This is a genomic window from Amycolatopsis sp. Hca4 (genome assembly GCF_013364075.1).
Taxonomy (GTDB): domain Bacteria; phylum Actinomycetota; class Actinomycetes; order Mycobacteriales; family Pseudonocardiaceae; genus Amycolatopsis.
In genome coordinates this window covers 10,600,225-10,611,816 of sequence record NZ_CP054925.1, presented here as the reverse complement: position 1 = coordinate 10,611,816, position 11,592 = coordinate 10,600,225, and the positions used below count along the sequence as shown (strand labels likewise).

Annotated in this window: 13 protein-coding genes and 1 pseudogene; 8 read left to right on the top strand and 6 right to left on the bottom strand. The window is 68.8% G+C overall.

The window, feature by feature from the left end:
- Positions 1-5: 5 nt before the first annotated feature.
- The 5 genes from HUT10_RS48100 (at position 6) to HUT10_RS48080 (ending at position 3,624) form a co-directional block, all read left to right on the top strand.
- A complete protein-coding gene (locus HUT10_RS48100; protein WP_176177315.1) occupies positions 6-1,106 on the top strand; it encodes a radical SAM protein in 1,101 nt (366 codons plus the stop codon).
- A 21-nt stretch (positions 1,107-1,127) separates the two neighbouring features.
- Positions 1,128-1,298, top strand: a complete 171-nt coding sequence (locus tag HUT10_RS48095) for a hypothetical protein (RefSeq protein ID WP_176169285.1) — start codon at positions 1,128-1,130, stop codon at positions 1,296-1,298.
- An 85-nt stretch (positions 1,299-1,383) separates the two neighbouring features.
- Positions 1,384-2,259, top strand: coding sequence for a GNAT family N-acetyltransferase (locus HUT10_RS48090; protein WP_176177314.1), 876 nt, complete (start codon positions 1,384-1,386; stop codon positions 2,257-2,259).
- Between the two features lie 68 nt (positions 2,260-2,327).
- Complete coding sequence (locus HUT10_RS48085; protein WP_217709723.1) at positions 2,328-3,086, top strand: phosphotransferase; 759 nt, start codon at positions 2,328-2,330, stop codon at positions 3,084-3,086.
- 43 nt (positions 3,087-3,129) lie between these two features.
- Complete coding sequence (locus HUT10_RS48080) at positions 3,130-3,624, top strand: NUDIX hydrolase (protein ID WP_176177313.1); 495 nt, start codon at positions 3,130-3,132, stop codon at positions 3,622-3,624.
- Here the strand turns inward: HUT10_RS48080 and HUT10_RS48075 are convergent.
- The 5 genes from HUT10_RS48075 to HUT10_RS48055 all read right to left on the bottom strand — a co-directional run bounded on the left by HUT10_RS48075 (position 3,614) and on the right by HUT10_RS48055 (position 6,579).
- Entirely contained in the window at positions 3,614-4,237 is a 624-nt protein-coding gene (locus tag HUT10_RS48075; protein WP_176177312.1) for a GNAT family N-acetyltransferase, read from the bottom strand. The genes HUT10_RS48080 and HUT10_RS48075 overlap by 11 nt on opposite strands.
- Positions 4,238-4,292: 55 nt before the next feature.
- Positions 4,293-4,997, bottom strand: a complete 705-nt coding sequence (locus HUT10_RS48070; RefSeq protein WP_176177311.1) for a hypothetical protein — start codon at positions 4,995-4,997, stop codon at positions 4,293-4,295.
- A 234-nt stretch (positions 4,998-5,231) separates the two neighbouring features.
- Entirely contained in the window at positions 5,232-5,540 is a 309-nt protein-coding gene (locus tag HUT10_RS48065) for a hypothetical protein (protein ID WP_176177310.1), read from the bottom strand.
- On the bottom strand, positions 5,537-6,016 hold the full coding sequence (locus HUT10_RS48060; RefSeq protein WP_176177309.1) for a MerR family transcriptional regulator: 480 nt from the start codon (positions 6,014-6,016) through the stop codon (positions 5,537-5,539). Before HUT10_RS48060 ends, HUT10_RS48065 begins: the two co-directional genes overlap by 4 nt.
- Positions 6,017-6,120: 104 nt before the next feature.
- Complete coding sequence (locus HUT10_RS48055) at positions 6,121-6,579, bottom strand: hypothetical protein (RefSeq protein WP_176177308.1); 459 nt, start codon at positions 6,577-6,579, stop codon at positions 6,121-6,123.
- 107 nt (positions 6,580-6,686) lie between these two features.
- On the opposite strand from HUT10_RS48055, the gene HUT10_RS48050 reads away from it, so the two are divergent.
- The 3 genes and pseudogenes from HUT10_RS48050 to HUT10_RS48040 all read left to right on the top strand — a co-directional run bounded on the left by HUT10_RS48050 (position 6,687) and on the right by HUT10_RS48040 (position 9,636).
- The gene (locus HUT10_RS48050) at positions 6,687-7,085 is read left to right on the top strand and encodes a MerR family transcriptional regulator (protein WP_176177307.1); all 399 of its coding nucleotides are present in this window, start codon (positions 6,687-6,689) and stop codon (positions 7,083-7,085) included.
- Positions 7,086-7,521: 436 nt separating this feature from the next.
- Positions 7,522-7,986: pseudogene (locus HUT10_RS48045) on the top strand (arsenic resistance protein); the annotation flags it as partial.
- Positions 7,987-8,124: 138 nt separating this feature from the next.
- Positions 8,125-9,636, top strand: coding sequence for a sialidase family protein (locus HUT10_RS48040; protein ID WP_176177306.1), 1,512 nt, complete (start codon positions 8,125-8,127; stop codon positions 9,634-9,636).
- A 99-nt stretch (positions 9,637-9,735) separates the two neighbouring features.
- Here HUT10_RS48040 and HUT10_RS51655 read toward each other — a convergent pair whose 3' ends face one another.
- The gene (locus HUT10_RS51655) at positions 9,736-11,136 is read right to left on the bottom strand and encodes a putative Ig domain-containing protein (RefSeq protein WP_176177305.1); all 1,401 of its coding nucleotides are present in this window, start codon (positions 11,134-11,136) and stop codon (positions 9,736-9,738) included.
- Positions 11,137-11,592: the final 456 nt, after the last annotated feature.

Genomic DNA, 11,592 nt, shown 5'->3' with positions numbered 1-11,592 from the left:
CACCCGTGTTCGAGCTCATCGCCAGCCCGTTTCTCGAGGACTATCTCCTGCTGCGCCCCGGCAGCGAGTCAGGGATCCGGCTGCCGGTGCGGCTATGGGAGGAGCTGGCATCCATGGCGACTGGGCAGCTCTGTCCGGGCTGGTTGGTGGAGGCCGCGAGCCGACCCTGGCCGGATCTGGATCTTTCCGGCCGCCGGCAGGCCGACGTGGTCCTGGTGCGAGCCTCCTCCGGTCACGCCTACGGTCGGGCCTCCTACGAGCTGAACCTGGGCTGCAACTACGACTGCGAGCACTGCTACCTCGGCCTCAAACGCTTCGAAGGCCTCTCCTGGCCCGATCGGGAACGACTGCTGCAGCTGCTCGCGGACGCGGGCGTGCTGTGGCTGCAGCTCACCGGCGGCGAACCGCTGATCGACAAGCTGTTCACCGCGGTCTACCAGCGAGCCTTCGAGCTGGGGATGATGCTGTCGATCTCCTCCAACGGCTCCCGCCTGGCCCAGCCCGACATCCTCGAACTGCTGACCCGGTACCGGCCGTACCGGCTGACCATCAGCGTCTACGGCGCCACCGCCGAGGCCTACGACGGACTCACCCGCCGCCGAGGATCGTTCGACAAGTTCTCCCGCGGGCTGGCCGCCGCGCACGAGGCCGGGCTGCCGCTGAACCTGAATCTGATCGTCACCCAGCACAACGCCCACGAACTGGACGCAATGAAGGCACTCGCCGAGCAGTACGAGCTGCCGCACCACGTGTTCTCCAACATGTCGCCCACCATCTACGGCGGCGCGGAAAGCCTGCCCGCGCAGTCGCAGGAGTACCTGCGCAAACGGAAGCCGTTCACCGGCTGCAACGCCGGTCACACGTTCTTCCACATCGACCCGCACGGCATGGCCAGCATCTGCAAGGTCGGCCGCGATCCCCAGATCCCGCTGCTCGAGGAGGGCCTGGCCGGGCTGGCGCGGCTGGGTGGGATCGCGGACCGGCTGTTGCTGCGCCAGGGCGGATGCACCGGCTGCCAGCTGCAGGGCAGCTGCGGCACCTGCATGCCGCTGGTCACGCTCTACCGGAAGGCCAAAGCCCCGCTGAGCGCCTACTGCCAGCACTGATCACCCGAAGGGAGGGAAATCATGACCGCTGTCATCGTCCCGCTCGAACGGCGCGAGCCGAGTGGCGCCACCATCCCCGTGCCGCTCACCGCCCCGCGCGGCCCGGCCGAGATCGAGTTCGTCGAGCACCTGGACGATCTCGTCGAGTCATCGAAATGCAGCTGCAACGCCGGCGACGACAACCCGTACTAACGCACGTCCACCCGCTCGGTGACCTCCGGCGTGTCCTACACCGGGGGTCACCGAGCAGCCTGACGCCGGCGGGTAGCGTGCCGGAATGCGATTCCGGCCCAGCTGGTTACGCCGCGTCCTGCAGGTGCCCGTCGTCCCAACCCTCGGGCCGGTACACCCAGACACGCTCCGACCGGAAATCTTCGACGAAGTCGTCGCCGCCGCGCTCACCGGCGAGATGCTGCCCTTCGACAAGGAGCGACGCTGGTCGGCAACCAAGTCCGAAACCATTCTCGTCGACGAGATCGTCCACCGCCCCGACCTCACGATCATCCCCACACTCAACCACCGCGGGACCGGCATGATCAAAACCCACGTCTACAGCCCGGCCGAGCCAGACACCCCAGCCCTGCGCGCGGCGACACGCCGATGGTGCACCACCTACGGCGCAACCACCGGCCGCGTCCTCTGGTTCACCAACGAACCATCGCAATCCGACACCGCCACCGCAACCCGGGTCCTGCTCAAGACCTTCACTCAGAAGAACACTCCTGATACTGCGGGCGGAATCCACGAGCTGGACGCTTGTCCACCATCCATTCAGGACACCTTCGCCCAGCTGGCCCTGCAAGTACCCGAAACCGGGCTTGGGTTCTTGTGCCGACACTGGCACGAGGGCCGCGTCGACGGGCCGATCCTCGCCGCCATCGACGACGGCATGGTCGTCGGGGCGATCGGTCCGCTCGCCGTGATGCCCGATCGCGACGGGACACCGGTCCTGCTGCCGCAGTACTTCGGAGTCGCTCCCGGTTACCGCGGTCGCGGGCACGGGCGTGGGTTGTGGCGCGCCGCCGCGTCCTGGGGCACCGAGCACGGCGCACGCTACCAAGTGCTGCAAGCCGCTACCGGAGGACCGTCAGAGGCCCTGTTTTGCACCGAGGGGCTGACCACCTTGGGCTTCACCTGCGCGGTGGCCGCGTGAATCAGCCCGGCACCGGGGTGTCCATGGGCACCCGCGACCGCCTCACCCTCGGCTCCTTACCCCCGGCCGTGTACGCCGCGATCACCGCTGAAATCGGCGAGATCCGCCGCACCGAACCGGTCGCCACCGGATTGAACTCCACCTTCGCTACCGTGCTGCACACCGCCGACAGCGCCGTATTCGTCAAAGGCATGCTCGATAGTCATCCCGGCGTCCGTGGCCAGCGACGCGAAGCTGCCATCGCACCCCACACTGCCGGGATCGCGCCTCGGCTGCGCTGGCACCTGAACACCGGCGGCTGGGACCTGCTCGGATTCGACTACATCCCCGGCCGCGCCGCCGATCTCTCCCCCGGTTCGCCCGACCTCGCCCGCCTGGCAGACACCCTCGCCCGGCTGGGCGAACTCGTACCGCCACCGCTGCCGCTACCCCGGATAGAACAACGGTGGACCGCCCTGGCCGACGACGCCGACCTGGCCCTGCTCGCCGGCGAGCACCTGCTGCACACCGACCTCAACCCCAACAACGTCCTCATCAGCGACGGCCGAGCCTGGCTGGTCGACTGGGCCTGGCCCACCCTCGGGGCGTCCTGGATAGACCCTGCCTGCGCCGCGCTCTGGCTCATCGCCGAAGGCCACACCCCCGCCGCCGCAGAAAGCTGGGCCCGAACGCTTCCGACCTGGAGCCACCGCCCGCCAAACGGCCTCGACACCTTCGTCGCCGTCAACGCCCGCCTATGGACCTCCATCGCCGCCGACGATCCGCAGCCGTGGAAGCTCGCACTCCGCAACGCTGCCAACAAGTGGTTGACCCACCGAGGCACATGAACGGCCGCCGAGAGCAACTGTCCGAGCACAAGGACTTCACCCGATGCCTCTTCCCAGCGAACCGGCCCTGCGGGTCGGTGCCCGCGTCTTGCTCCTTAACCGCGCCGACCAGGTCCTGCTCATCCACGCCCGCGACCCCGACGACCCCGGCCACCACTGGTGGGAACTGCCCGGCGGCGGCCAGGAACCCGGCGAGAGGCTCGAGGACACCGCGCGGCGCGAGATCGCCGAGGAGACCGGGCTCGTTCTGGACGAGATCGGCCGCAAGCTCTGGACCCGCGAAAGTCGCTTCACCTACCGCGGCCGCGAACACCATCGCCTCGACCATGTCTATCTCGCCCGCACCGACCACGACGCGCCGCAGGTCGCCCTCCGCTACACCGCCAACGAACGCGCTGGCCTCATTGAGCGCCGCTGGTGGTCGGCCACCGCGGTCTCGACCTGCCGCGACAAGCTGCTGCCCGCGGAGCTGCCGGACCTCCTGCGGGCACTCCTCGACGACCGCTTCCCGCTTGTTCCCCCGGCCCTCACCGCGTGAGATCCACCGCGCCGGCGTGGACGCAGCGCTGACCAGGTGGGCGCATGGCGATCCGGGCTCGGAACGACTGCGCTACCAGACCGTCCGGTAGCGGTGCCGTCCACCGGTAGGAGGGGGCACGAGCTACCGCAGCCGCCACTAGTGTCCGGCCGAAGCCGAGGCGCCGGTACTCGGCGGCGACGTGGACGTAGTCGAGGGTGGCCGATCGGCAGCTCGCGCACAGGCTCGCGGTGACCGCGCCAACCTCTGTGCCGTCGAGATGGAGTTCGATCCGACCGGCCAGTGTCCCCGCTGCGGGTGGATAGGCGACCAGGACGAGCCCGTCGCCCGGGGCTGTACCGGGCGCGTGTTGGACCGTGACGTCGAGGTGCGCCCACTCGGCGAGGTGCCGGGCTGTGGGCTCGCAGCCTTCCTGCGCGCGACAGACCTCGCACAGCGTGCCGTGCAGCCGGTAGCGGTGGCTGTAGGGCTTGAGCTTGTCGTAGAGGTCGAGGTCGAGCCGGTGACCGCGCAGGCAGACCACAAGTCTACTGGTCGCCGGCCGGACCGGAATCAACCCGCCGAACTCGCCGCGCGTACCTGACCGGACGGCTTTGCCAGCCTGGCCGATCATCGAGCACCTCGTGACGGTCGCGACCAGCTCAAGTGCGGCCACCGCGACATGCGGGTCATCCGGCGATCTCCCGCAGCCCACGACCGGAAGCTGCCTCAACGGCGACGACAGCACCATCAGGCCCCGGAAGTTGCAGATCAACGGTGCGCGGGCGAGCTGCGGAACCGCGGCCGCGGCTGGTCGCCACGACGTTGCGGTACTCCAGGTGGCCGAAGCCATCTTCCGTGAGACCGCGCCACCGGCGGCTCGTCACGCGCAACTCGAGGTCGGCACCGGGCCACAGGCCGGCAGCGAGCAGCACAGCGCCCCGGTTACGGACCCGCCCGGTCAGGCGGCGTGCCAGCTGCAGCTGCATCCCGCGCGCGACGGCCGGGCCTAGCACGACCAGGTCGAACCCGTCGATCAACGCCGAAAGCACCGCTGAGACCTCGCCCCTGGGGTCGGGGACGAGCGCAAGCCTGTCGAGGTCGACGCCCAGCTCGGCGGCGGCTGCCACTCCCACGTCGGGCATACCGGTAATCGCTGCCCACGATCCTTCACGAGTCGCTTCGGCGAGCAACGCCAGGACCAGCGCGGCCGAGCCAGCGACCGACACCACACTGCCGCACCGCAACCCGCCCGGCACCAGCTTGGCCAGCGCCGGCGCCAGCGGTAGGGAGCCGGCGGACACGGAGGTATCTACGCTCGGCTCGCCGAGCTGGGCGGCCGTGCGGACGCCGGGGATCGCCGTCAGCGCGGCGACGGCTTCAGGTACCGCCACCACGCACCTCCAGCACCACGAACACGCGCCGGAGACGCTTACGTGGGGAAGTCGCAAACGAACCCGAACTAATCGAACATTTGTTCGGATACTGCGGGACGGCGAGTGCGCTGTCAAGCCGAGCGGGTCAGGCTCACGCCGGCGCGACCACGCTCGCAGCTCAGCGCACTGTCGTTGATCACCTTGTTCCGCAAACCCGACGACGACCCGCACAGCGCGAAGTGCTCACACCGGTCATCGAGGTCCTCGCTGGGTCGGATCAGGCATACCAAGATCCACCACCCGCTCGACCGCGCGGCCGGGAACGCGACAGGCCGTGCGGTGTAGCCGCCGTACCCACAGCACCGCGGCGCCTGAGAACGCGAGCACGGCCAGCACGATCGAGGCCAACTCGAACACCTTGAATATCGCGCCCAGCGAGGACACCACCCCGATCCCGCCGAGCAGAGTGATCAGCGGCAGCGCGCAACACACTCCGCACGCGACCGCAGCCGCGACACCGAGCCGGGCCCAGCGCCGGTATGGCTTGGCGGGCGGGGTCATCGCGCTGCTCCGGACACGCTGTCACTCGCTAGGCGGGGGCCAGTCAGTTCCATCAGCACCGGGCCGGGCGGCTCAGCAGGAACGCATCCGCAGCCCGGCCCGCATGACGTCTCGGGCGCCGGGCCGGCCAGTTCCTCGTGCACGGTCGCGAGGTGCGCGGCGAACGCGGTCAACTCGGCGATGCGGCGCTCCGCCTCGGCGATGCGTTCCGCCACCAGCGGCCGCAGCCCTTCCCGCACCTCGGCGCACACTCCCGCCTCCCACGCGCCGAGCAATTGGCGGATCTCCTCCAGCGGCAGCCCCAGATGCTTCGCCGCGCCGATGAACTCCAGCCGGGCCACCGCCTCCTCGCCGTACACCCGATACCCCGATCCGGTCCGCGCGGCCGGCAACAGGCCCGCCTGCTCGTAGAACCGCAACGTCGAGGCCGGCACTCCGCTGCGTCGAGCCAACTCCGAAATCTGATATGTGCTCACGGCGCCGACGCTAAACCTTCAACACGACTCGAAGGTCAACCCCAGCGACGCAATGCATCTCTCCGTCGAGACCGACGACACTCGCGTCCCACAGAGTCCCGCCGTCAGCTGGGCGTCGACACGGTGGGCGCCTGATCGGGCTGGACGGTGCGGACGGTGCCGGCTGCGTCGGAGATGACGACCAGTCCCTGCCGGCCCAGTCGCTCGCGGATGCCATCGATGTTCTCGTCCAGCGTGTCGGGAAGGGCGTAGAACTGGTCAAGGATGGCGCGGGCGATGTCGTTGTCGGGGACAGCGCAGTCCCAGAGCACCTGGTCACCTTCGACGGTCACGGTGTAGGCGTAGAACGCGCAGCATGACTTCTCACGCGCCGCCAGGTCCCGCACCCACGACTCGACGCTGGGCGCGGTGCGGAACCGGAACCGGATCCCCTCAGCGGTCCGCTCCCTGCCCACCAGAGCCTGGGCAAACAGCCGCCGGTACTCGGCGAGACGCTGCTCGTCGGTGTCCGGCGCGGTGGTCATGTCGCAGACGATCGGGGTGGACGCTGCCGGGATCTCCATGATCCAACTCCTTGAGGTTGTCGGTTTCGCGGTGTCCTCGCTGGTCTTGCGATGCGTACGGACCGACTCTAGAGTCTGGACACAAGTCCAGAGTCAAGGAGAAATCCGTGAAGATCGGACAGGTCGCGAAGCAAGCCGGCGTCAGCGTGGACACGGTGCGGTTCTACGAGCGGCGCGGCGTGCTGCCTGCCGCGCAGCGCAGGCCGTCTGGATACCGGGTGTTCAGCGAGTCCACCGTGGAGCGGATCCGGACGGCCAAAGCCTTGCAGGACATGGGTTTGACCCTGGACGAGGTCATCGACGCCCTGCATACGCACGACGCGGGTGGGGCGACCTGCGAGAGCGAACGATGGCGCCTGGAGGCGGTGGTCGACCGGCTGGCCGCCAAGATCGCCGAGCTGGAACGGGCCCGGCGGAACGCCCTGGACATCCTCGAAGACTGCCGAGCCGGTCGCTGTCGCCTCACGCTCGCCGGAGAGGCGCCATCGCGACCCGCCGAGCCTTAGCGGCTTCGTCGGCTTGGAACGCTACAGGAGAGGTCGCGGCGAACGCGGCCACGTTGGCGGCACGGGAGACGGCGTGCTGCTCGTTCTTCACGTTCACTGACCCGCCGCTGCCGGGGAACACGCGTTGGAAGTGGCTGCGGCACCGGCGTACGTCGAGGTATTGCCGCGCTCGCCGGCCGCGCCGCCGTGCCTACGGGTGCTGGTTGGCATCAACAGCCGATGGCTGGCATGGCCTCAAATCACGACACGTGTCCCAGCTCACTCGACGCCGGGTCCACCTTCGGACGCGGTCGGCGTGGTTGGCAGTATCGGAGTGGTCGCGAGTTGTGCTCTTCGCCATCGTGGTCAGGTGCGTTGCGCGGTCACGCGCTGTCATAGGCTGCTGCGTCTGGTCGCGGCGTGATCGCTGCGCCTGCAATGTCGCGGACCTCGCCCTATGTCCAAGGAGGCTCGCTCGTTGTCGTCCACACCGGGCTTCGTCGCGAACGTCGAGCGTCACCAGGTCTCCGTCTATCTCGGAGCGTTGATTTGCGGTGCCTTGGCGGGCTGGGCGGCGCCGACAGCAGGGCCCGGCCTGGCGCACGCCATCAACCCCGTGCTTGCGCTCGTGCTGTATGTGACGTTCCTTCAGGTTCCTGTGGCCGAGCTGGGCCGCTCGCTGCGGGCCGGGCGGTTCCTCGTGGCGGCGCTGGTCGTGAACTTCGTTGTCGTGCCGCTGGTGGTGGGCGCGATGTTCGGGTTCCTGCCCGATGACCGGGCAGTGCAGCTGGGCGTGCTGCTGGTCCTGCTCGCGCCGTGTGTGGACTACGTGATCGTCTTCAGCGGGCTGGCCGGCGGGAACAGCCGGCAGCTGCTCGCGGCCACCCCGCTGCTGCTGATTGCGCAGATGCTGCTGCTGCCGGGAAACTCATAGGCCCTGCCGGCTTCGGAGCGGCCCGCGAGCAAATCGCCCAAAAGCGGCAGACACGCAATCTCACCATTTGGTCTACATCTTTCGGCGGTGGCTGGCGCCCAATTTTGCGGAGCAGACTGCGCTTTCATGGGACCTCGCCAGCTGCTCTCCCTGATCCTGCCCGCAGTCACGATCGCCGCGCTGGTCACGCCGGACGCCGCCGCCGCGCCGGTGCCGAGCCGGGCGCGAGCCGCCGCGGAGCAAGCACACTCCGCGCTGCAGCAACGGATGCTGGCCCGGAGCCACGCCCACTCCGCGGTAGCGGGCGAAACGCTCGCCGGAAAGGCCGCCGGTGGCGGGTTCGACAGGATCACCGACGTCGAGCGGGCCAGCCGGGACACGGTGCCGTCGATCAACGGCGCCGAGCCCGACACCCAGGTCGAGCCGGACATCGCGACCGACCCCAACAACCCCGACGTGATCGTCGCGACCTTCCAGCAGGGCCGCTACACCGACGGCGGCTCGGCCGACCCCGGCTACACGACCTCGCAGGACGGCGGGAAGACCTGGGCCGCGGGCAATCTCCCGCTGCTGACCAAGGCCGTGGGCGGGCCCTTCGACCGCGCCTCCGACGCGGTGGCCGCCATCGGCGGGGACGACGCGGTCTACCTGCAGACGATCGCGTTCAACCAGAACGACGCGCGCAGCGCGGTGACCGTCCAGCGCTCCGACGACGGCGGGCTCAGCTTCGGCCCGCCGGTGCTGGTCGTCGACGACAACGACGTGAACATCTTCCACGACAAGAACTGGATCGTCGTCGACACCTCCCCCACCAGCCCGCACCGCGGCCGCGTCTACTCGGTGTGGTCCAAGTTCGTCACCACCGGAACCGTCACCCACTCGCCGGGCGTGGTCAGCTTCTCCGACGATCGCGGCCAGACCTGGAGCACGCCCACCAGCCTCACCGCCGCGGACGCCGACACCGAAGGCCTGCTCCCGCTCGTGCAGCGCGACGGCTCCCTCACCGTCGTCTACGACCTCGCCGTGAACAACGCCGACTTCGGGACCGCCCAAACCTCCCACGACGGCGGGCTCACCTGGTCCGCACCGGTCACCGTCGCCGAACTCCGTGGCGTAGCCGTGCCCGGAATGCGCACCGGCGGGCTGCCCGACGCGGCCATCGACCCCGCCACCGGCCGAATTTACTTGGTCTGGGCCGACACCCGCTTCAACCCCGACGGGCTCAACGACATCGCGCTCTCCACCTCCCGCGACGGCGGCCGCACCTGGAGCACCCCGGCCCAGGTCGACCCCCGGGTCGCCGGGCTCGACCGGTTCACCCCCGCCATCGCGGCCGCCGGCGGTTCCGTGCACGTCACCTACCGCACCCGCGGCGCTGCCGGTACAGCACCCACGGTGGACCAGAACTACATCGCCTCGACCGACAACGGCCGTACCTTCGGCTTCGAGCACACCGTCGGCCCGCCCAGCGACGTCGCCTGGGCTGCCGAAGCGCACTCGCAGATCTTCTACGGTGACTACGCCGGTGTCGCCGCCACCCCGCGGCGCGCCACCTTCGTCTGGAACCTCTCCTCCCGCCCGCCCATCGCCGGCCAGAAATTCCACCAGACCACCTGGACCGCCAACGCGACCAGGTAGGCGCACCCGGCAAGTCCGTGTCGGCGGCGACGGATCCAGCCGATCTTTCGGGTCGCGGTCAGGGTCGAAGGCGTCGATCAGGTCCTCGGCCCGACGCTCCTAGCTGATGTTCAGGCCAAGGTCGTCGAGGACGAAGGACGTTTGCTGGGTGTAGTCCTCCGCTCCGGTGAACTTCACCGTGATGGTCTGACTGTGGTAGGCGGACAGGTCGATGGTGTGCTGGATGTAGCCGGTGGCGGCGTCCTTGTTGGAGTACGTCGCGGGGGTGGCCAGCACGGTGCCGCCGCTGCCGAGGATCTGGACGGTAAGGGTGTCGTAGGCCCCGGCGGCCGGTTCGGCGGCGTCGATGTGCAGCCAGTAGCTCAGGGCGTAGGTGGTGCAGCCCCCGGGTAGCGTGACCTGCTGCGACAGGGTGTCGGTGGTCGTGGCGCCGTAGCCGTCGAGCCAGGCGTCGTAGCTGCCGGCGTGGGCGGGTTCGCTGGTGCTGTTGTTGATCAGGCCGGTGCTGGCCGACCACGGGGCTGCGGTGCCGGTTTCGAAGCCGGGGTTGCCGAGTAGCTGCGCCGGGGTGCAGCTGCCGCCGGCCGGGTTGACGGTCCAGTGGAAGGTGGCCGATCCGCTCGGTCCGGTGGAGTCGGTGGCGGTCACGGTGACTGTGCTGGTGCCGGCGGTGGTGGGTGTGCCGGAGATCAGCCCGTTGGCGGTGTTGATCGACAGTCCGGCGGGGAGTCCGGTGGCGCTGTAGCGCAGGGTGCCGCTGTCGCTGGCGCTGGCCTGGATCTGCAGGGACGTGGCCTGGCCGACGGTGCCGGTCTGGTCGCCGGGGTTGGTGACCGAGACCGAGGCACCGGTGCCGAATTGGATGTCGAGGACGGCGTGCAGTTCGATGCCGTTGGGAGCGACGCCGGTCTGGCCGTGGAGGAAGTCGAAGAATCCGATGCCGGTGACGGTAACCGGTACGTTGGCGGTCTTGAAGGACGTGGTCGGGGTGTACTTGGCGTTGAACTCGGCGCGGGCCTTCTGGATGCTGGTGAGCAGAGGGCTGGACGAGCCGACGCAGGCGGGGTCGGGAATCTCGGAGATCAGGGTGTGGCCGGCGCCGTCGGACAGGACGAGGTGGTAGTCCGAGTCGGACTCCAGCTTGTACTGGGTCAGCGTGGCCTGCAGCCGGAAGACCGTGGTTTCGGTGGGCTGGACCCGGTTGTTCGCCGGCAGGCTCGACGGCGCAGGCAATGACGTCAGCGTGGGGATCGTCGTGGATGTCGTGGACTGCAGGGTGATCTTGCCCGCGTCGGCGTCGGTGCCGGTCTTGACCGACCACCGCTCGACCCCGCAACTCGTCGTGGTGGCCGCAGGATTGGCCACGACTTCCTCGTGCTCCTCCTCGCCGGCGGCGTCCGCGGGTCCGTTCCAGCCGCTGGCCGGAACGGCCACTCCGAGCGCGGCCGCACACACGGCGACGACGGACAATTGGATCAAGCTGGTTCGCGTGGTGCGCACTTCAGCCTCCCAGTCGACGAAGTGACGGCAGGGTCACCGGTCCAGCGTCGGCGACAACGCGCATGATCGAAACGAACTCGTGCGGAATCTCCGGTGAATCCAGCGGCTACCGGGTTACGGCAGCACAACGTTTGCGCGCCGGTCAACCCGCCGATAGTCGTGTCCCGCCAAAGATTCGGACATAGAGAACGAAGCCCGCAATCGACCAGCTGTAGCAGATTAGACAGTGTCCACTGTGGACTTAGTTAGCGCACGGCCAAAACCTCTCCGGCTCAGCGACTGAACGGCGCACGACCATCGTCGCGAACAGCCACAATCCGCCTGCCCGATTTCTTCGACAGCCAAGGAAAATCGGGATATATGCGGCGCCGATAGTGATCATCTATTTCAGACAGTTCGTCGGTAGTGCCTGCGGCGTCCGGAGATTCAAAATTCCTCCAGCCCGCCACATTCCCT

Excerpts from the sequence above, each read along its gene's own strand:
- HUT10_RS48095 (WP_176169285.1), top strand. The coding sequence starts at position 1,128 with ATGACCGCTGTCATCGTCCCGCTCGAACGGCGCGAGCCGAGTGGCGCC.
- HUT10_RS48090 (WP_176177314.1), top strand. The coding sequence starts at position 1,384 with ATGCGATTCCGGCCCAGCTGGTTACGCCGCGTCCTGCAGGTGCCCGTC.
- HUT10_RS48080 (WP_176177313.1), top strand. The coding sequence starts at position 3,130 with ATGCCTCTTCCCAGCGAACCGGCCCTGCGGGTCGGTGCCCGCGTCTTG.
- HUT10_RS48075 (WP_176177312.1), bottom strand. The coding sequence starts at position 4,237 with ATGATCGGCCAGGCTGGCAAAGCCGTCCGGTCAGGTACGCGCGGCGAG.
- HUT10_RS48065 (WP_176177310.1), bottom strand. The coding sequence starts at position 5,540 with ATGACCCCGCCCGCCAAGCCATACCGGCGCTGGGCCCGGCTCGGTGTC.
- HUT10_RS48055 (WP_176177308.1), bottom strand. The coding sequence starts at position 6,579 with ATGGAGATCCCGGCAGCGTCCACCCCGATCGTCTGCGACATGACCACC.
- HUT10_RS48040 (WP_176177306.1), top strand. The coding sequence starts at position 8,125 with ATGGGACCTCGCCAGCTGCTCTCCCTGATCCTGCCCGCAGTCACGATC.